Below are 18,325 nucleotides of genomic sequence, written 5' to 3'. Positions count from 1 at the left end.
AGTTTAATATTTTATTTAGAGACTTTGTGAAAATGAGCAACACCGTTTTTAACTTGCCCTTTTGATTAATCATACTTAATAAATGCATCCGTAAAGCCTGCTTTTTTAGCTTTGGCAAGCTGTGCCTCAGCATTTGCTTTGTCAGAATAAGCACCGATCTGCACACGGTAATATTTCTTATTCACCAGCTCAACTGTTTTATTTTCAGCATTTAATAGTTTCTTTACATCCGCTCGAAAGGTGTCCATACTCTTCCCATGCTTAGGAAACCAATGCATCACATCTGCATGATTACTGGCAATGCCTCGTTTATAACCTTCGCTATGACAGATGATATCTTTTTCACTAAACCCATAGAGTTTGCAAAGATGTACACAAAGCTCCACAGCTTCCTTGTAAACAGCAGAAAAATACGAGGCATCGGTCAATCCGTCCTCGCAAATTTCAAATCCAATATGAGTATTGTTCGCAGCTCCTCCAGCATGCCAACCTCGGTGATTCCAAGGCAATGTTTGATAGGTTGCAATGGAGCCATCTGCTAATTTACCAATAAAGGCATGGACACATACTTGACGGCCTCCAGGTTTGTCTTGATTCCAATGGTTGTTATACTGGTTCTTTCCTAGCAAGCCATCGTCTGGGCCAACGTAGCGCTTCAACCATGGGTTGCTTGCACCAGTCGAGTGAACCATAATACCCTTTGGCGTTATGGTTTTACCCGCTTTATAGCAGGCATTGTTCGTAAGTAATAGTTTGCGTAACTTCATTAAAATCACCTCTAATCAAATATTAAGTCAATCATCTTCCACCGCCAGGCTTAGGCGGTTCCCCATCACGTCCATGTAGTTGCTGTAAAACCGATTTTAGGTTTTCTGGAATAGGCAGTCCAATATGTCCGGCGTTCTCTAAAATGGATACTCCTTCATTACTTAGGTAGAAAAAGATTACTGCTGTTCGTAAAATGCCACTATTTTCTCCAATACTAACCAAAATTTGTGTATCGATAATATGAGCGATTCCTACCATTATAAAGTTGAGTACCTTTTTGAAAATCCCCTTAGCACCGATTTCGCTACACAGTTTTTTGTTTGCAATTGCACAAAAGACACCTGTCAGGTAATCAATGATCACAAAGGCTACCAGTGCATAGAGAAATCCGTCATAACCGCCGAGAAACCACCCAAGAAATCCACCGACTGCGGCAATAGCTAGCTGTATCCAATTCCAAATTTCTTTCATTAAAGACACCTCCGTTTCGTGTATTTCCATATAGAAAAGCGCCCCTGCAAATGACAAGAGCGCTGAATTTTATTTTTACATTATTTTTATTAGGTCATGAATTTGTTGCATCACATCTGCCCTAGGTCTTCCTGTACCAATAGGTAGCCATGTGACAGATGGTATATCGAATGCATGGGAAGAATCAAAACTATTAATCATCATCATAATCGCATCAATAGCTTTACGCATTTCAACGATATGGAATAGCCAATTCTTAACAGTGGTCTTTCTTGCGATGATCTCCTCTTTCCAAGTTGCAGGGGACATATTGTAATAGCTACGTACCCTGTTTATAGCAGTTCGAATCGTCTGAATATGCGCTGCCTTTACATGTGTCACATTAGCGGTGATGATTTCAAAAGGTAATGCTAAAATCGTGAAGGTACGTACAACTTCTGTGCTTGCTGACTCGATATCACTGTCAAGGCAACGAAAAGTAACCGTATGATTTCCTACAGAAAGAGGTTCTGCTTGGTAAACCGTCTTGACACCATTACCAAGATAGCCGCTTACAGAAAACCGCTCAGGATTGTCCACGCTATTTTGCCATGGACCAGAGTCAATCCTTACCTCCACTATTTGTGTTTGTCCATCTGGTTCAATTCCTGTTGTAATCATAAAACGTGGTGTAGAGTTATAAGTAAAATTGCCAGACATTGGACAGTCCACTACTGGTGATGCAGGTGGGCTGTTTTTCTTTACCATGTTGCTAACTACAAAGGCAGAAACTGCATCAAGTGCATCTGTAACACTGATTCGATAACGGGTATACCGACCAGCTATTTGTGAAGCATTTACCTGAAGGCTACCTGAGGTATTGCTTGAAATAATAGTCGTCAGTGCTACGTATGCCGACCAATTCACACCATCTGTCGATGTAGACTGTTGTATGACATACTGCTTAATCGCACTGGTTCCAGGTACCGTCCCACTCCATGAAAGATTTATTGTATTAGCTTCATATATAGGAGGGTTTGCGGCAAAAATAGTCGGTGGTACGGGCAGTATGTTTTTACGAACAGTATTGCTGGAAATAGTCCAGTCTGAGTAATAATCCTCACCAGCCGTACCACGAGTTCTTATTCGAAACCGACGATAATGGCCACGTGTAGCAGGTGGACTGACATTTAAAATACTGCTTGTTGCAGAAGTATTGACTATAGCCAATGCCAACCAGGCACCCCAATTGATGTTATCATGTGAATCACTGTACTGTATTTCATAGGAAGTAATAGGGTTACCTGCACCGCCAGATGCTCCGCTCCAAGAAAGAGTGACATTTCCTTCAGATAATGCTGCACTTACCGTGCATAGGGTCGGTGCTGCACAAGCTGTGACATTACAATAGATACTATTGCTGACTTTTTCTATTGAATAAACATCTAATGTATCAATTGTCCAAATACCAAATTGAGTATATGTTCCTGGAGTCCTTGAAACTATTGGGTTATAGCTCCCTCCGCTTGCCGCCAGTGTCAACGTGGTCAACACATTCCACGCACTCCAAGTACTATTATCCGTAGATGTGCGACTGGCAATTTGATATCCCTTAATTGGACTGGTACCGTTAGATGCTCCGCTCCAAGTAAGCGTGATAGTCTCATCGCTATATGCTGCCGGGGAGGCAACAGCAGTCGTCGCTGGCTTTGGCACCGTATTTCTGCGGACGCTGTTTGTGGATACTTTCCAGCTAGAGTAATAACTAGCACCTGCTGTACCACGGGTTCGTACCTGAAATCTACGATAATTACCTCGGGTAGGAGGCGGAGCAACGGATACACTACCACTTGTCGCTGTGGTGGTCACCGTTTTCAGAACAGTCCATGCTCCCCATGTGACATTATCGGCGGAATCACTATATTGAATCTCATAACTGGAAATCGTATTATTGATGCCTCCAGAAGCACCGCTCCAAGAAAGAGTCACATTCCCTTCCGCAAGTGTTGGAGAAACAGTACAAGATGTTGGGGCTCCACAAGCTGTAGTAAGCAATGGAGCACTTAGTACCGTATAGCTTGAATTGGTAATTACACCAGAGGATAATGGCAATCGTCCATCAGATACCACTTTGAATGTGACTGGCTGGGTTGCATTACCTGTAGTAGAAGCGCAGGTCACCGAAACATATCTGAGCCTTGGTGTGGTCCCTTCCCAGTTATCTCCATCCGCCGCTTTAATACGTACCTGTGAAGAAGATCCATTTACAGTCATAGTGCAAAGCAATGCATAACCACTACGGATAAAGGAACCTGATGAACCCAACGCAGCGGATATGGTGAAGTTGTATCTCATCTGACTATTATTTAGACGGCTTTTGGTATAAGTAATTGTGTAATGGACGGTCGGGCTAGAACCCGCCTGCAGAGTGATGCCATTAATATCCGCCACTTACATTCACCTCCTCCTATTCATAAACAGCCGAAACTAGCGAGTTTACCAGCCCACAAAGGCTAGTATTCAATCGGGTATCTATAATGTTATTTGCTGAAATCGATGTGGCAGCCGAAGGTACTAAAACATCAGCGATGCCAAGTTCATAGACATCGCTTGTTCTTGTCAACTCTGGAGCTATGGGTGTTGCTGCGGGAGTACCCGTGACAATGGCAAGCTGAATGCTCCTCGTAATTTGACTTAAGCGAACCACAACCCGGTCTATGCGAGGATTGCTTCCGTCTGCTGTAGAAAGTGGTTTGTTTAAAACATCCGTATTTTCATATCGATAACCATTAATCCACGCACTGCCCGCTGCTATGCTCACTGCCAACCCAATCCCTGGAGACACCAGAAGGTTTGTTGGTGTAGAATAAAATACACCATTCGAGACAAGGCTTCCAAAATATGCAGCGAAATCTGTTGCGTCATAGATTCTATCTCCATCAGATGAGTTGAAAAATCCACTTTTCTCCATAAACTATTCCCTCCTTACTAAACGGTTTTTGTGTACTCTATAACCACATAGCCTGTATATGCAGTTCTATCATTGCCTGGTTCGACTACAATGTCGGTCATATTCACGAAGAGTCCGATTTGAGATGCAAAGTTGTTGTAACGAGCAAGGGGCAGTGGTAAGAAAACACTCCCATTCGTGACAAAACCGGTTAAACTGACAACAGTGCTGAGGTTTGCTATACCATGAGGTACATGTTTTGGTGTTGTATCCGTAAGCGAACCGAGATTTATCTCTTTACGATAAATCGTCTTGCCATCTATCCATAACCGCCCTGTGTTTTGTTCTGTAGTTGAGTAGTCGCTAAAGGAAGAAGCCAGTTTAGTGGCTGTAATTGTACGGTCTGCAATTTTCAAGCCAGTGACTGCTCCATTGGCAATTCTTGCAGTAGTTACAGGTTCATTATTGATATTAAGCCAGTTTGCTTGTCCAGAAGGGTTATTAAATACGAAAACAGAAATCACATAGAATGTCAGCGTATTGCGAGAAATAAAGAAACCCATTGCCCGCTGATATCCATTTCCCGTATTGTCCCCGCTATGTTTTATCAAAAAGACATGGCCGTCGTCACTTGGCTGGTCACTAAACTTATTGCCACTCCATGAGGTGATATAAAAGGCATCTCCAGGTTTCATATAATACAACGCATATTGTCCAATCGATATAGTTCCTCCGCCAACATTGATTTCGAGCGCAGGTAGTTTTCCATACAGATTATTGATAGTAGATGCTACGTTGTCTCCTTGAATCTTTGAATCTACCTCCGTCAAGTCGCCTAAGGTTTCCTCCACAATTCCCAACGTTTCCTCCACGGTCCCTATAGCCTGTGCAATTTCGGATATGCCCGTTGGAGCAAATATCGCTGTTTTAACCTCGCTTAAGTCAGAGCGGATTTTTTGTGCTATCGTTAACTCCGCTTTTCCAAACACTACACTGATGCTCTGGCCGTCTGCGTCATAGGTTTCCTCGACTTCGGTGATACGTGTCGTCATGGATACACCCCATGCTTTGGAAATAACTTTGACGGTCTGCCCAAGATCGAAGTCTATCTTATATGTTAAATTGCCGTGTGGATTGACTGATGTATCAAATGAATAGCGTATTGCCTGCTCACTAAGCTTACTTTGACCTCGAAAGATTAGTGTATCAATGTAATCCGAACCAAAGTCTTCCGCCCGCAAATCCTTAGCATCCACAAAAATTTCATGTCTTGTCTCACCTGAGCCACCTGTAATCGAAATAAAGGTTCGCTCTGTGCCTTCTCCTTCACCAGCAACAAGGGCAGTGTTGGCATAATCTCCTGCACTTATCGTATAAATCTGTTCAGTAAGATTTTCATATTCCTTAGAAAATACTGCTTGTGATTCCTTTCCTCTATACAACGATATGGTAAATCCCCCTGTCGCAGGAGAGAACACGGTCTTAATGCCAATATCTGAAGCAACACATAGTCCTGTCACCGCATCCATCAAATTTCTATACGATATTTGTGTGCTGATGGGAACATTTAAGTTTGGAGCAGAAAAGGTTATGTTTGAAATCTTCCTTGCTGTATCAGAAGGATTGATAAGATTATTATTTATCAACTGCTCCACACAGACAGATATGTCACCAGACAGTTTCTCCGTTTGCCAAACAATGCGGCGGGAGAGGAAGGAAGTTGCAAAACGACCACTTGCAGTAATAATTTCATGCTCGGTTTGAGAAAGTTCCAGATGCTCAATGATCCCGGCTTCCTCATCATCATTTTTCCAGATGATATTCCCTTCCTTTAAGAGTTCTGTATTCTCTGGAGTTGCTATCGCCTTTAACTCAAATGAGCCACACTGGGAATAGCGTCTCGTCCAGCGTAAGTACTCAAAGGATTCAACAATGCCTGCAAGCTCCCGGTTTGAATTGTAGATATACAGTTCCATTTTCACACCCCCAGAAACTGCGGACGAAAGTAAATACTAACCTCTAACAATTCCATATTGACAGAAGCATCGTATCTCAGTGTATTAAGGCCTGCCGCCAGTTGAAAGAACACCGAATTGGTATCCAACAGTGAAAAAGCATTTGTAACCGTTGAACCATCAACTTGGATCACACGCTTACCAGCGAAATGGGTATATACACGAAGTTCATCCCCAGCGCTCATTGTAGTGAGAAGTCGGATATATTCTCCCGTGTCTATGTTTAATAGTTCAGGGTTCGACACAGTACCTAAGGCCCTAAACACTATCTCGCATCCACAAGATACATCCCCTATATTTTCCACCGTAATGATTTGGCTAGGTTGACGCATTCCGAACTCCATCCCAGTCATTGGAATTTCCAATTCAAACTCAAATAGCGGTATCCATGATGCCAGTTCCTCTCGCACCTCATTTAATGTCTCAAAGAAAGGGGATGGGCAGAGCAGACTGACAAAGAAGTTTGGTATTCGTTGCCGATTAGAAACACTAAAACCTGCTTCCTCCACCACGCAGGAAATCTGTCTCTCACGGTATTGAAGGGTTCCTAGTAGCTTTGGGCTGAATATTTGAAGGAAGTGTTGTCTCCTTTTATAAGCTTCATCGGGAGTATCAGCAACAACCGTACCTTCAATCGTTATGTTTCGCATATCTAGTGTGGAGGAAATATAAAAAGCGCCATCTTGGTCTGGCGCCTTGAAAGTGTTAACAGTTTGACGGATGTTGCCAGTACCATCTATCTTCGTAAGAAAGTACGGTCGGCTTTGCTTTAGCGTAATACTCTCTCCATCTCTATTGGTATATGTTAGTTCCATTGCCGTACCTCCTTTACAATTCAAGTGCCAGTTTACGGGATAGGTTCTTAAACTCCCGTGCTAGTTCTTTTTCTGATAGAGCCTTAGGTGTCACTACAGAAATGTTTTGAGTGATACTTGCACCAGTGGCATTGCCTTGCCCAGATACACCTCTGTAATTAAAGTCAAAGCTGGTTGGCACTGCATTTTGCATATCCCTTGAAACTGCTGTCATTGCATCCTCAAAACCTACACCGATACCTTCACCCATGTTGCGGCCAATTCCAGCAAATAGGGTTGAAGGAGAGCGGATACCGAAGAAGTCTTTAATCCTTGAAACAACATTTCCGAAAAATCCAGATATTTTACTCCATAGCCATGCCCCTGCGTCTGAAATACCTTGCCATAGACCTTTAATCAGATTGCCACCCACTTGAGCCATTTGACCGATATAGCCAGTAAAGGCTTTGATCAGTCCAGAGATAATCTGCGGTACTGCTTTAACAATCTCCACGATTATCCTTGGTAGGTTTGCAATCAATGCCACAAACAGTTGTACACCCGCTAAGATAATCTTATCGATGTTACCAATAACGGCATTGACCAGCGAGCTAACAATCTTGGGAATAGCACCTACAACAGTAGTAATAATCTGCGGCAATGCCTGAATGAGTGAAACTAGAAGCCGGATACCTGCATCAATAATCAAAGGAATCGAGCCAATAACAGCATTGATGATACTGTCGATAATTTGCGGAATTGCTTCCACAACTGCTGTAATAATGGTAGGCAAAGCTGTAACCAGTGAGGACAATAATTGAATACCCGCTTCAATAATCTGCGGAATAGATTTAATGATAAAATCCACTATTGCTTTGATGATGACAGGCAATGCAGAAGTAAGCTGAGGTATTGCGTCTACCAATCCCTTTGCTAATCCTATAATCAACTGCAAAGCGGCATCCAAAATGAGTGGTAGGTTATCCATCAATCCTTGGACAATCTGCATAACAGCAGAAACTGCCGCAGGGATGAGTTGTGGTAAAGCGATGCCGATCCCCTCCACTAGTGCTGTTACTAGTTCGATTGCTGCATTTATCAGTAGCGGAAGGTTATCAATTAACGCTCCAACAATCGTCATTAGAGCACTTACTGCTGCTGGGATAAGTTCTGGTAAAAGATTTAAAATTGTTTCCAGTACTTGCGCAAATATATTTGTAACTAATTCAAGAAGCATTGGTAGCAAGTCTGCAACCGCCGCTAATATTGCGCCTGTCGCTGTTGGTAAGGCGGCTACGATATTTTCTAAAACCGGTACTATGTTAGTGACAACCGCCTCGAAAGCATCAACAAGGTTCTCAGTCAGATTCGTCATATCAGCATTGGCATTACCAAGTCCGGCTGTAAATGAGCCAAGTGCGGCCTGTAGCAATCCAATAGAACCGGAGATTGTCTCCGTTGACTCTCTCGCAAAGTTGCCTGCATACTGCTCTGTGTTCTCAAAAAACATCTGCATGGCTACTTCAGCCTTTTCCGCTTGTGTGGCGGTGTTCCAAGTGAAATCCAGACCTTTTGCAAGTGCGTAGGCTTCGATATTGGTAGCGTTCATCGCAACACCCAAGTTATCCATCATATCAAAGTTACCCTTTGCCGCACCTGTGACCGCCTCCAATGCAGAAGACATATCTATACCCATAACAGATGCCATGTCTGCCGCACGTTGCATAGCCTTTTCAGTTAGCTCAAGACTTCTCTGTTGCTGTATACCAGAACCTTGGAACAACGCACCCATTTTGTTGGCGGTCGCAAGATACTCACTTTGGGAAACCCCAAGATTTTTATAAGCTTCCTCACCCGTTTTCTGAATCGATGCAGCGTATGCACCAAAAACCGCCTCCGATCCACCTAGGTTTTGTTCTAATTCTCCGAACTGAGTAACTACCTCTTTACCTAACTTAATAGCCGCGGCTCCAGCGGCAACGGCAACCGCACCCATCGCCACACTAATTCCCTTAAGTACACCCCCAAGCTTTTCAAACCTGCCACCAGCATCCTCTGCACTTTTACCAGAATCCTCTAACTCTTCACCGAGATTATCCGCTTCAATTGTGGACTCTTCTAGTTCACGCTCCATTAGATTCAGTTCTGCCTGAGCCCTATTTAATTGGATCTGCCAGTTTTGGGTGCGGCGGTCATTTTCACCGAAAGAGGAGGAGGCATTGTCAAGGGCAGCCTTAAGGGTTGAAATCTTTTCTTTCTGTGCGTCAATTTCTTTATTTAAAACGGCATTTCGTGCCGTGATCGATTGAATGGATTTATCATTCTTATCAAATTGACTGGTTACAAGGGCCATTTCACTACCTAGTACCTTAAATGATTGATTAATTTCCGAGAGTGCCTTCTTAAATTCTCGCTCACCCTCGACACCTATTTTTAATCCAAAATTGTCCGCCATCCCTTCACCTCCTCCTATATGCCTAGTGGGATAATATCGTCAATGGTCCGAGTTTTCTTTGGTTTTTCAATACCATGCCATTGCTTGTGGCAAGTCCATAAATCAAAAAACAGCCCAATTGGCAGAAGCCAGAATTCCTCTGTCTCCATGCCCATCTGAACTGTTCCATAATAAAGAAGCCGGGTAAAGACCTCAGCGTCCGTTACCCGACTTCCACGTTTTTTGGAGTTTCCTCCTCACTTTCTACATTTCTCTTTGTACCTTTGAACATCGCCTCGGTAATTGCAGTTTTATATGCCGCTAAGTCAAGCGGTGAGGTAAGAAGCTCCACTTCTTCCTCTGTCAACAATTCTTCTGGTGCGTTCTTATTCTTAAGATTGCGAATCAAAATGGACTGGTTTGCAAGCAGCGTGATTAGCCAAACAATCTCGTCCAGTGCCATCTCGAAGTTTTCTGATTTCATCAGTTTTTCTCCAAGGTTTTCAAGACCACCGTAACGACCGGCAATGGCCTTTGTTGCACGTGTAGTTAAAACCAGTTCATACTCTTTGTCACCTATGTTGATTGAGGCACTTCTTTCATTATCCATTATTTCTCCTCCTATGGTTCAGGTGTATATACAGGTTCATAGACCTCAGTGAACCAGCCTGTTATGGTGGTCGATGAAACACCCGGATCACCTTCTGTAACTTCCGCTTTCCATGGGTGCTTGCCCAATCCATCCAGCTTATTCCTACGCATAACAGTTCCTTCAATGGTGGGTGTTGAAAAGGTAATGGAATCAGCCTTTGTCTGTAAGTTGGTAGCTGGTAGTCCAAACTTAACGCGATACAGCCAAAAATAGCGGTATGTTCCGTTAGCCCTTTGCGCACGAAACCCTACTGCAACTGGTGTACCCACGTTTTCACTGGCTGAGATTAATACCCCGTTGTCATCAGTAGAAGCTCCAGTTAAATCCGCTGCGACTGTCGGGCCAATGTCGTCTACACCGAGAGTGAGAGTACCGCTATTAAAGTCTTTCACAACCTCAGCTGCGCCATCGTCAGCATACAGAATTGCTTCCACCAGTTCTACCGAGAGTTCAGCAGTGATGGCTTTTGCAAGTACAGAAGGTTGGGCATAAGTTTCCTCACCGTTAGCGTCCTCGGTTATTTTTGAATAGTACAGTCTATCAAGACCGATCGTTGCCATGTGTTATTCCTCCAATCTATAGTTTTTAGCCACATCGATGGCGTAATGATGATATCCAGTATCATCCTCGTGACCGATATATCTTCGTTCTGTCACAGTAAACTCTGCATTTATTAAAGAAGTTGTGAGCTGTCTTTTCCGCCTTAGATAGTTATTTTTAGAGAACAGTGATATCCTCGCTTCCTGCACATCAAAGCCTGGACGGTTATCAGCATGAACTTCAAAAATATCCGAAAGAGGGAGAATCACGACATACTCATCTGGTGCCAAACCTGAAAAAACCCCGGTTTCCACGGGAAGCGGTATAGTGGAAACAAGGGTATTCAATTCCTCTAAAATATTCATATTTTCTCGATCTCCTCCTCCAGCTTGGCGACCATTGCGTTGATGCAAGGTTTCCTGGATGTATTCCTCGCAGGCTTTAGGAAGGGTTTTGCAGGCTGACCATGTTTGCCATATTCGATGATGCTGGCAAGTTTAGCATTGCTCTCACCGTCAGATCGCGGCTCAGCAAAGCCAACTTTTACATTGAAGTTACCGTTTCTATCCTGCTTTGCACTCGAGAGTCCTAATGAAGATAGCAGCTCGCCCGTACTTTTAGATGGATATTTCGTGCCCTTGCCAACCACCTTACTTAGATTTCCTTTAACTTTATCCAGCACCACTTCACCGCCAACTTCCAAAACCTTAGGAAGAATCACATCGGTCTGGTCAGCTAATCGAGATACCTTTAAAAGGAATTCTTCTGGCATCTTTATATTCGCTTTTGCCATATCCATCACCTCACAGTTGGTTCTAGCTTTTCAGCTAAAACCTCGACATACATTCCTCGATTTCTTACATCCTCAACACTTAAAATCTGATATCTTCCATCATCACAGACGATGACCATTTCATTCGTCACCTTAAGTCCGAAGATTTTCCTGAACCTGAATAGGGAAGTTGCAGATGAAAATGATGCCATATTCGTCCACCGTTCACTGCCATGCCTATCTTCCTTATAAGCAAGTACACTAGCGAGTATGTTGTCACCTTTTGTGGCGAAGCCTTCCTCATCCTTTATTGGTACCGTACAGATGATATCGATGAAGGTGTTCATCTTTCCAAAACTCATACTAAACACCCCACTCTCGGTCAAGTCGTAAAAGTAAGTTCACTGTGTTCCATACTTGTTGCCCCGCCTGTACACTATCTGCAGAGAAACCTGCCGTCGAGCCATCCCTGCTTTCATAGAAATGACTCGACAACATAATCACTGCCTGTTCTGTTGTTGGAGGCATGGCATGGGTTTCATAATAGTTTTCAGGAACATGCTGATAGCTCTGTGCATATGAAACTGCAGCAGTGATAAATCCAATAAGGAGGGAATCATCCTGATCATGCGTTAAAATTAAGTTCGCTTTAACTTTAGGCAAGAGATTATCTGCCACTGCCATACTACCAACCTCCTTTACATTCCACCTTAGTCAGTCTCCATAAGCCCCGCTGCCTTTAGTTTGGCAAGCAGGGAATTGAAGTCCGTAACTAAACCAGCAACATCGGTGGCTATGCTGTCTGCCTGGTTTTCTACAATAGGAAGCCCCATAACCGAGGCCCCTTCTTTAATTTCTAAAACACCTCCGATGACAGTTTTTTCTCCGCCTTGTTCGGTATAATTCTTCGTGTTATAACTCATAAAGTACCTCCGTTAGGCTTTCTGTTGGAGTACCTTAACGGCCTCCGGTAAGATAAGCTTTCCATCAACTCGTTGAGTCGCAATAAATCCTACTTGACCTGTGACAGCAAAGAGTTCATTTAAGCGTTTGAATACTCGTCCTTGACGGTCTGCCACCCAGTAATAACTAAAATCACCGAATACCACAGTCTTTGCACCTGCTTCAATAGTAGGTACATAGGATGACGTGTACAGCGGACGGTTAAGAATCGTATCAGGTGTTCCCGCTTGGATGGAAGGTTGCCATAGGTACTGACCATTACCGTCTTTTAATTTACGGATAGCTTTTATAGTGGCATCATTCATTACGAATACTGCCTTATTACGATAAGGTGCTTTCAAGCTGTAGAATAAATCTAAAACCTCATCCAAAGTAATGGCAGTGGCACTTGCCGCAGTAACACCAACTTGACCGCCGCCTGTGGCATTTAAAATCCCTGTTGGTTTACCTGTGCCATCACCTACAAAGAAGGCTTCCTCCTCCTTGTTCCCAATGCGACGGGCAAATTCTCTTGTGATGTAGCTTTCGAGATTAAACACAGAATCGTTTAGTAGCTCCTCAGAGACTTTAATCATTGTCGCTAGTTTATAGGCCCCGATGGATACTTGACCGAAGCTGTCATCACTTTCTGGGATAGCTCCTTCTTCATCTATCCAGCTTGCTGTACCTTTGCTTGCAACAACAGGAATCTTACGGTCACCAGAAGATGTAGTGATTACATTAGCCAATCTACGGAAAATATTTTCTTCCTCAAGAGCTTCTACTAGAGTACGTTCAAACTCATCTGGTACAAGAAATCCGCCTTCAGAATCAGTGCCAATCTTTAGTGCGTTTCTTACTTCATAGCTAACATTGTCACGCATCGCATTCCAGAAAGCTTTTTTGTATTCAGCACTTGCACGACCGGTCTTTTCCTCTCCAGTTCTAGTAGGTTCGTTGGTAATTGGGTTACTGGTTGCTTTCGACAGTTCCAAGTCGATAGATGCTTGGCGTTCTAAACGTTCAATTTCCTTTCCAAGAGCCACCACATCGGCTTCCATTTTTTCATAGGTGGTCGTGTCCTCAGCGGATAACAGTCCATCACCGCCACGTTTTGAATCAAGGAATGCCTTTGCTGCGTCCCATGCTTTAGCGCGTTTCTCACGCAATTCAAGAATTTTACTCATTGTTATTTCCTCCTTTAAATTAGTGCGAAATTAAAGAAAGCCGCTTATCTAGCGACTCAATGGGTGTACCTGTTTTCTGTTTTGGTTGTTTTGGCAATTTGCTGATAAGCGAGTTAGTAACCGCCATCCTGCTAAAGATAAGACTATCCGTCAAATCTGGTGTTTCACTTTCCATGAACATGATCTTGTCTGCAAAACCAAGTTCAATTGCTTTATTTGCATTCATCCATGATTCTGCATCCATCAGATGGGAGAGTTTTGTTCGGGAAAGACCCGTTTTTAACTCATAGGCATTAATAATACTTTCCTTAACCTCATCTAATAGTGCTTTTGCTCGTAGCATTTCCTCACTGTCACCGATAGCAATAGTTGACGGGTTATGAATCATCAGCATGGAAACTGGGGACATATATACATCTCCACCTGCCATTGCAATAACGGATGCCGCACTTGCCGCAAGCCCATCAATCTTTACATTGACTTTTCCGGTATACTCCATCAGCATGTTATAAATCTGGGCTGCTGCGAACACATCACCGCCAGGGGAATTAATCCACACCGTAATATCGCCGATGCCTGCCAGCAATTCATCTTTAAAAATCTTAGGTGTAACCTCATCCCCCCACCACGTTTCTTCGGATATCACTCCATTTAAATAGAGGGTACGTTCTTCATCAGAATCTCGCACCCAGTTCCAAAACTTCCTCATTTACTGACCTCCTTCGGTTTTGGCAAACGCACCTGCGTCAGCCAGTTTTGTCATATTTCCGTTAACCAGATATAAATCGCCACCTTCCTGAGCTGGTATTCTGTTCATGTCCTCCAGTTCACGGATATCGTTGGCTGACATCCAGCCATTTTGACGACCTGTAGCGTAGCCATTCATACGACTTTGGTAATCACCACGAAGCAGACCGTCCAAATTGAACTTGATAAACAGTGAAGTTTTCTCAGAAGGCAAAATAAGCGATTGCTGGAGACTTTGTTCCCATCGCACGACCCAAGGATCGAGGGTGTATTTTACAAACTCCAAAGACTGCTGCTCAATATTGGAGAAACTGGATTTCTCTAAATCTCCCACCATATGGGGCGGTACTCGGAAAATCCTCGCAATCTCATTAATTTGGAATTTCCGTGTTTCTAGGAATTGTGCCTGTTCAGGCGGGATACCAATGGCTTGGAACTTCATGCCCTCTTCCAACACAGCAATTTTGTGAGCATTGCCTGTGCCTTGGTAGGCACTATTCCAACTATCCTTGACCCTCTGTATATCTTTGATTACTCCTGGGTGTTCCAGCACACCTCCGGGATTAGCACCATTGGCAAAGAATGCCGCACCGTATTCTTCAGTAGCAAGTGACATACCGATTGCATTTTTTGCCATAGCGATTGGGCTATAACCAATGAGTCCATCAAAACCTAAGCCGGGTATGTGTAGAACTTCATCTTTACGGAGTGTGACATAGCCACCTTTTGGGTTTAGACCACTTTCGTCAGTATCACGGTAATAGGTGTAGACCAGCTCACCATTTGTTGCTCGGCTAACTTCCATTTTGTTAGGGAGTAGGGGATAAAGAGCCACTGCCTGCCCACGACCGTTTCTGACCACCTGTGCATAGGCATTGCCCCAAAGCAAAAGATGACTCATCAGTGTTTCTCGAAACACGAATGAAGTCATCTCTGGATTTGGTTCATCATGAAGAAGGTAATACAACGGGTGGAAAGGAATCCTTTCTTTACCTCCATCAGAACGATATCTATATACATGGAGTGGCAGTCCGGCAATCGCTTCAGCTAATATCCTTACGCAGGCATACACTGCTGTTACCTGCATTGCAGTACGTTCATTAACCATTTTGCCAGATGACGTACCGCCAAACAGGAAGGAGAACGCACTACCCACACGATTTTGCGGTTTGTCTCTTGAACGAAACAGTCCTTTTATTAGATTCATAGGCATCACCTCCGAATATAAACATTGTGCTAACCATTAAGGTTTAAAAGACAATCAAACCTCGCTCGTCATACACCGAATCTCCACTATTACCTGAGCCACAACGAATAGCACGATCAAGTGCCATGATAGTTGCCACCGCGCCATCTATTTTTTCTGTACTTTTTTCTTTATCCGGCTTCACGTTGCCCGCCGGATCAGTTTTTATAAAGATGTTGTCCATCATCCAACGAAGCACTGGATGCCCACCGTGTGCTATTCTTTCTTCTAATGTCAATTTCATCAGTTCTTTGGTTGGTGGTGACATATCTTTAAAGCCTTGACCGAAAGGAACGACAGTGAAGCCTAATCCTTCAAGGTTCTGAACCATTTGAACAGCTCCCCAACGGTCAAACGCAATTTCTCGAATGTTATACTTTTCGCCCAGTTCTTCAATAAACCGCTCAATGTAGCCGTAATGCACTACATTGCCTTCTGTGGTTAGAATATACCCTTGCTTCTCCCAAAGATCGTATTGCACATGGTCTCTTCGGACTCGGAGGTCAATGTTGTCCTCTGGCATCCAAAAATACGGAAGAACAATGTATTTATCTGTTTCATCCTCTGGTGGGAACACCAACACAAAGGCTGTAATGTCTGTTGTAGAAGATAGGTCAAGACCCCCATAACATACCCGCCCTTCAAGACTTTCTGGTATAACTGGAAATGCACAGGCATCCCACTTTGCCATTGGCATCCAACGGACAGACTGTTTAACCCACTGATTCAATCTTAACTGCCTGAAGCTGTTCTCTTCAGCAGGGTTTTGCTTTGCACTTTCACAAGCTGCCCTTACCTTGTCAATTCCCACCGTAATTCCTAAGCTTGGATTTGCTTTCTTCCACACTTTTGGATCTGTCCAATCATCCTCTTCTTTAGCACCATAGATTACGGGGTAAAAGGTAGGATCGTATTTTCTGCCCTCAATAATATCAACCGCTTTTTGGTGTGTTTCGTAGCAGATACTTTGAGTATCCGTTCCCGCTGTGGTGATAAGAAAATACAGCGGTTGGGTCCTTGCATCCCCAGATCCCTTCGTCATAACATCAAATAGTTTCCGGTTTGGCTGAGTATGAAGTTCATCGAAAACAACACCATGTATATTGAAGCCGTGTTTGGAGTAGGCTTCAGCCGACAATACCTGATAGAAGCTGTTGGTCGGCAGGTACACCAATCGCTTAGTTGAAGCCAGCAACTTTACTCGTTTATTCAGTGCCGGACACATCCGCACCATATCGGCTGCTACTTCAAATACAATTGATGCCTGCTGGCGATCGGCGGCACAACCATACACCTCCGCCCGTTCTTCACCATCACCGCAAGTGAGGAGAAGTGCAATTGCTGCGGCAAGCTCGCTTTTTCCCATCTTTTTAGGTATCTCTACATAAGCAGTATTAAACTGCCGATATCCATCTGGCTTTAAAATTCCGAATAAATCACGGATTATTTGCTCCTGCCAATCGATAAGTTCAAAAGGCTTACCTGCCCATAAACCTTTCGTATGGGAGAGTGCTTCGATAAAAGCTACAGCGTAATCAGCAGCATCCTTATCGTAATATGACCCATCAGCTATAAAGGCGGTCGGCTTATATTTCTTCAGTTTCCGCATAAACACCGCCCCTTTTATGAAAAAGGACAAAAGAAAAGAGCCTCAATCCTATAGATGAAGCCCTTCTCCTTATCCTAGTTAAATTTTATTTACTTCTTTTCATCCACTTCCCCCGTCAGTATGAAATGAGCATATTCCGTTTTATGGTCTATTAAATAGACTACCAATTCATAAAACCCTCGTTCATTTGCTTCATACTGAACTCGGTTTGCATCAAACATATTTGTGACTCCACTTTCTCGGATGGAAAGGATTTGTTCTTTGATTATCTCATTCATTTATTACCTCCTCCGATTCATGTTTACTCTTCGATTCTCTTGCATAAATCCTCACCAAAGGCCACTCCAAGGGAACCACCAGAATCCCAACTGACGTGAATCGTTCCTATGTCATCAACACTAGTGACCGTACCTTTCGCTCCAGGCTGAAGTTTGGTATAGGGGTCGTTCATTTTAAGTAGCATGACACGTGTCCCTGGAGTGTAATAGCCTCTAAGTTGCTTTAACATTTCTGGGTGAATGATATTCATTGTTCACTCACCTCCTGCTTTGCCGTTCCGCTTTTGAAAGCGGAGCTACCTGACAGCTTGGAGAGGAGAATCTTTCGTTCCATCTTATATTCTGGGCCGATAAAACCAAGCCTTAGCAGGAAGCAACGGAAAGCATACTTTTCATTTTCTACTGATTTCTCGGTGGTGTTGACACGGGTCTGTTTTTTCGCCATTTCGCAAAGTGCCGTGACAAAATGGGTGTATGCCTTAACCTCTTCTGAGGAGCACTCACCTTGAAACCAAGGGAAGGCGACATATTCCTCATCTTCAATGATGGGAATGGAGTCCGTATCAAGTGCTTTCTTTATAAGAGTAGCTTTACTTTCTACTAATCCTTTTAGGTTCTCGATTGCTGTGTCGGTAAAATCCGCCCTTGGCATTTGAATTATCAGATTGATAGATTGTTCAGTTTCATTGGTTTCTACTTTCGGAGATGGTGTGTCAAATTCTTCTGAAATTGCTTTGAAGTCGTGAAGTCCCAATAGATCATCGACCAGTTCCTTATTATCTGGTCCGCTAAGTACCCCGTTTTTGTTAACATTGTAGTCTGCCACCTCATATGCAAATGTAGGTGCCCCGAGATATTTTACAGGGGCATTTAGTTCTTGGCTGATTGCGTTAACCAGTGCTTTTCTTTTTGGTCCTGTAACATTATAGTTAATCTGCATT

22 protein-coding genes are annotated in these 18,325 nt (G+C 43.5%); all 22 read right to left on the bottom strand.

The annotated features are described in order from the left end of the window. Positions 1 to 65: 65 nt before the first annotated feature. Complete coding sequence (locus ADM90_RS13140) at positions 66 to 767, bottom strand: N-acetylmuramoyl-L-alanine amidase (RefSeq protein ID WP_053995430.1); 702 nt, start codon at positions 765 to 767, stop codon at positions 66 to 68. Positions 768 to 798: 31 nt separating this feature from the next. Beyond that, positions 799 to 1,239 carry a phage holin family protein gene (locus ADM90_RS13135; protein WP_053995429.1) on the bottom strand — a complete coding sequence of 147 codons (441 nt, stop codon included), beginning with the start codon at positions 1,237 to 1,239 and terminating at the stop codon, positions 799 to 801. 75 nt (positions 1,240 to 1,314) lie between these two features. Continuing rightward, positions 1,315 to 3,504: a phage tail protein gene (locus tag ADM90_RS13130; protein ID WP_235473529.1), complete on the bottom strand. Its 2,190-nt coding sequence runs from the start codon at positions 3,502 to 3,504 to the stop codon at positions 1,315 to 1,317. 181 nt (positions 3,505 to 3,685) lie between these two features. Further along, positions 3,686 to 4,189 carry a hypothetical protein gene (locus ADM90_RS13125; protein WP_027625350.1) on the bottom strand — a complete coding sequence of 168 codons (504 nt, stop codon included), beginning with the start codon at positions 4,187 to 4,189 and terminating at the stop codon, positions 3,686 to 3,688. 17 nt (positions 4,190 to 4,206) lie between these two features. Continuing rightward, positions 4,207 to 6,144, bottom strand: coding sequence for a siphovirus ReqiPepy6 Gp37-like family protein (locus tag ADM90_RS13120; protein WP_053995427.1), 1,938 nt, complete (start codon positions 6,142 to 6,144; stop codon positions 4,207 to 4,209). 2 nt (positions 6,145 to 6,146) lie between these two features. Beyond that, the gene (locus tag ADM90_RS13115) at positions 6,147 to 6,998 is read right to left on the bottom strand and encodes a phage tail family protein (RefSeq protein WP_040036569.1); all 852 of its coding nucleotides are present in this window, start codon (positions 6,996 to 6,998) and stop codon (positions 6,147 to 6,149) included. 13 nt (positions 6,999 to 7,011) lie between these two features. Next, complete coding sequence (locus tag ADM90_RS13110) at positions 7,012 to 9,432, bottom strand: phage tail protein (RefSeq protein ID WP_053995426.1); 2,421 nt, start codon at positions 9,430 to 9,432, stop codon at positions 7,012 to 7,014. Positions 9,433 to 9,446: 14 nt separating this feature from the next. Next, on the bottom strand, positions 9,447 to 9,587 hold the full coding sequence (locus ADM90_RS24710) for a hypothetical protein (protein WP_162838606.1): 141 nt from the start codon (positions 9,585 to 9,587) through the stop codon (positions 9,447 to 9,449). Between the two features lie 47 nt (positions 9,588 to 9,634). Further along, positions 9,635 to 10,021, bottom strand: coding sequence for a hypothetical protein (locus ADM90_RS13105; RefSeq protein WP_053995425.1), 387 nt, complete (start codon positions 10,019 to 10,021; stop codon positions 9,635 to 9,637). A gap of 11 nt (positions 10,022 to 10,032) precedes the next feature. Next, entirely contained in the window at positions 10,033 to 10,623 is a 591-nt protein-coding gene (locus tag ADM90_RS13100) for a major tail protein (protein WP_018664396.1), read from the bottom strand. 3 nt (positions 10,624 to 10,626) lie between these two features. Next, on the bottom strand, positions 10,627 to 10,968 hold the full coding sequence (locus tag ADM90_RS13095) for a hypothetical protein (protein ID WP_039236509.1): 342 nt from the start codon (positions 10,966 to 10,968) through the stop codon (positions 10,627 to 10,629). Beyond that, positions 10,965 to 11,396: an HK97-gp10 family putative phage morphogenesis protein gene (locus ADM90_RS13090; RefSeq protein WP_053995424.1), complete on the bottom strand. Its 432-nt coding sequence runs from the start codon at positions 11,394 to 11,396 to the stop codon at positions 10,965 to 10,967. The genes ADM90_RS13095 and ADM90_RS13090 overlap by 4 nt, the downstream gene beginning before the upstream one ends. Before the next feature lie 5 nt (positions 11,397 to 11,401). Next, the gene (locus tag ADM90_RS13085; protein WP_039236515.1) at positions 11,402 to 11,737 is read right to left on the bottom strand and encodes a head-tail adaptor protein; all 336 of its coding nucleotides are present in this window, start codon (positions 11,735 to 11,737) and stop codon (positions 11,402 to 11,404) included. Position 11,738: 1 nt separating this feature from the next. Beyond that, positions 11,739 to 12,059 carry a head-tail connector protein gene (locus ADM90_RS13080; RefSeq protein WP_053995423.1) on the bottom strand — a complete coding sequence of 107 codons (321 nt, stop codon included), beginning with the start codon at positions 12,057 to 12,059 and terminating at the stop codon, positions 11,739 to 11,741. 26 nt (positions 12,060 to 12,085) lie between these two features. Beyond that, complete coding sequence (locus tag ADM90_RS13075; RefSeq protein WP_053995422.1) at positions 12,086 to 12,298, bottom strand: head fiber protein; 213 nt, start codon at positions 12,296 to 12,298, stop codon at positions 12,086 to 12,088. 12 nt (positions 12,299 to 12,310) lie between these two features. Next, positions 12,311 to 13,504, bottom strand: coding sequence for a phage major capsid protein (locus ADM90_RS13070; RefSeq protein ID WP_053995421.1), 1,194 nt, complete (start codon positions 13,502 to 13,504; stop codon positions 12,311 to 12,313). A 19-nt stretch (positions 13,505 to 13,523) separates the two neighbouring features. Continuing rightward, positions 13,524 to 14,213 carry a head maturation protease, ClpP-related gene (locus ADM90_RS13065; protein ID WP_053995420.1) on the bottom strand — a complete coding sequence of 230 codons (690 nt, stop codon included), beginning with the start codon at positions 14,211 to 14,213 and terminating at the stop codon, positions 13,524 to 13,526. Further along, positions 14,214 to 15,458, bottom strand: a complete 1,245-nt coding sequence (locus ADM90_RS13060; RefSeq protein WP_053995419.1) for a phage portal protein — start codon at positions 15,456 to 15,458, stop codon at positions 14,214 to 14,216. Between the two features lie 43 nt (positions 15,459 to 15,501). After that, positions 15,502 to 17,106, bottom strand: a complete 1,605-nt coding sequence (locus ADM90_RS13055) for a terminase large subunit (RefSeq protein ID WP_015926202.1) — start codon at positions 17,104 to 17,106, stop codon at positions 15,502 to 15,504. Between the two features lie 89 nt (positions 17,107 to 17,195). Next, on the bottom strand, positions 17,196 to 17,384 hold the full coding sequence (locus ADM90_RS13050) for a DUF5049 domain-containing protein (protein ID WP_015926203.1): 189 nt from the start codon (positions 17,382 to 17,384) through the stop codon (positions 17,196 to 17,198). Positions 17,385 to 17,407: 23 nt separating this feature from the next. After that, positions 17,408 to 17,635, bottom strand: coding sequence for a DUF4314 domain-containing protein (locus ADM90_RS13045; RefSeq protein ID WP_027625337.1), 228 nt, complete (start codon positions 17,633 to 17,635; stop codon positions 17,408 to 17,410). Further along, on the bottom strand, positions 17,632 to 18,324 hold the full coding sequence (locus tag ADM90_RS13040) for a hypothetical protein (RefSeq protein WP_053995418.1): 693 nt from the start codon (positions 18,322 to 18,324) through the stop codon (positions 17,632 to 17,634). The genes ADM90_RS13045 and ADM90_RS13040 overlap by 4 nt, the downstream gene beginning before the upstream one ends. Position 18,325: the final 1 nt, after the last annotated feature.

This window comes from Lysinibacillus macroides, from assembly GCF_001281525.1.
Classification (GTDB): Bacteria; Bacillota; Bacilli; order Bacillales_A; family Planococcaceae; genus Lysinibacillus; species Lysinibacillus macroides.
The sequence above is the reverse complement of the archived record's forward strand: the minus strand, read 5'-3'. Positions and strand labels throughout refer to the sequence as shown.

Bases quoted from the DNA above. Each gene is read 5' to 3' on its own strand.
- ADM90_RS13045 (WP_027625337.1), bottom strand. From the start codon at position 17,635: ATGAATATCATTCACCCAGAAATGTTAAAGCAACTTAGAGGCTATTAC.
- ADM90_RS24710 (WP_162838606.1), bottom strand. From the start codon at position 9,587: ATGGGCATGGAGACAGAGGAATTCTGGCTTCTGCCAATTGGGCTGTTT.
- ADM90_RS13105 (WP_053995425.1), bottom strand. From the start codon at position 10,021: ATGGATAATGAAAGAAGTGCCTCAATCAACATAGGTGACAAAGAGTAT.
- ADM90_RS13110 (WP_053995426.1), bottom strand. From the start codon at position 9,432: ATGGCGGACAATTTTGGATTAAAAATAGGTGTCGAGGGTGAGCGAGAA.
- ADM90_RS13080 (WP_053995423.1), bottom strand. From the start codon at position 12,059: ATGGCAGTGGCAGATAATCTCTTGCCTAAAGTTAAAGCGAACTTAATT.
- ADM90_RS13140 (WP_053995430.1), bottom strand. From the start codon at position 767: ATGAAGTTACGCAAACTATTACTTACGAACAATGCCTGCTATAAAGCG.
- ADM90_RS13075 (WP_053995422.1), bottom strand. From the start codon at position 12,298: ATGAGTTATAACACGAAGAATTATACCGAACAAGGCGGAGAAAAAACT.
- ADM90_RS13070 (WP_053995421.1), bottom strand. From the start codon at position 13,504: ATGAGTAAAATTCTTGAATTGCGTGAGAAACGCGCTAAAGCATGGGAC.
- ADM90_RS13055 (WP_015926202.1), bottom strand. From the start codon at position 17,106: ATGCGGAAACTGAAGAAATATAAGCCGACCGCCTTTATAGCTGATGGG.
- ADM90_RS13090 (WP_053995424.1), bottom strand. From the start codon at position 11,396: ATGGCAAAAGCGAATATAAAGATGCCAGAAGAATTCCTTTTAAAGGTA.
- ADM90_RS13085 (WP_039236515.1), bottom strand. From the start codon at position 11,737: ATGAGTTTTGGAAAGATGAACACCTTCATCGATATCATCTGTACGGTA.
- ADM90_RS13050 (WP_015926203.1), bottom strand. From the start codon at position 17,384: ATGAATGAGATAATCAAAGAACAAATCCTTTCCATCCGAGAAAGTGGA.
- ADM90_RS13100 (WP_018664396.1), bottom strand. From the start codon at position 10,623: ATGGCAACGATCGGTCTTGATAGACTGTACTATTCAAAAATAACCGAG.
- ADM90_RS13115 (WP_040036569.1), bottom strand. From the start codon at position 6,998: ATGGAACTAACATATACCAATAGAGATGGAGAGAGTATTACGCTAAAG.
- ADM90_RS13120 (WP_053995427.1), bottom strand. From the start codon at position 6,144: ATGGAACTGTATATCTACAATTCAAACCGGGAGCTTGCAGGCATTGTT.
- ADM90_RS13095 (WP_039236509.1), bottom strand. From the start codon at position 10,968: ATGAATATTTTAGAGGAATTGAATACCCTTGTTTCCACTATACCGCTT.
- ADM90_RS13065 (WP_053995420.1), bottom strand. From the start codon at position 14,213: ATGAGGAAGTTTTGGAACTGGGTGCGAGATTCTGATGAAGAACGTACC.
- ADM90_RS13125 (WP_027625350.1), bottom strand. From the start codon at position 4,189: ATGGAGAAAAGTGGATTTTTCAACTCATCTGATGGAGATAGAATCTAT.
- ADM90_RS13135 (WP_053995429.1), bottom strand. From the start codon at position 1,239: ATGAAAGAAATTTGGAATTGGATACAGCTAGCTATTGCCGCAGTCGGT.
- ADM90_RS13060 (WP_053995419.1), bottom strand. From the start codon at position 15,458: ATGAATCTAATAAAAGGACTGTTTCGTTCAAGAGACAAACCGCAAAAT.
- ADM90_RS13040 (WP_053995418.1), bottom strand. From the start codon at position 18,324: ATGCAGATTAACTATAATGTTACAGGACCAAAAAGAAAAGCACTGGTT.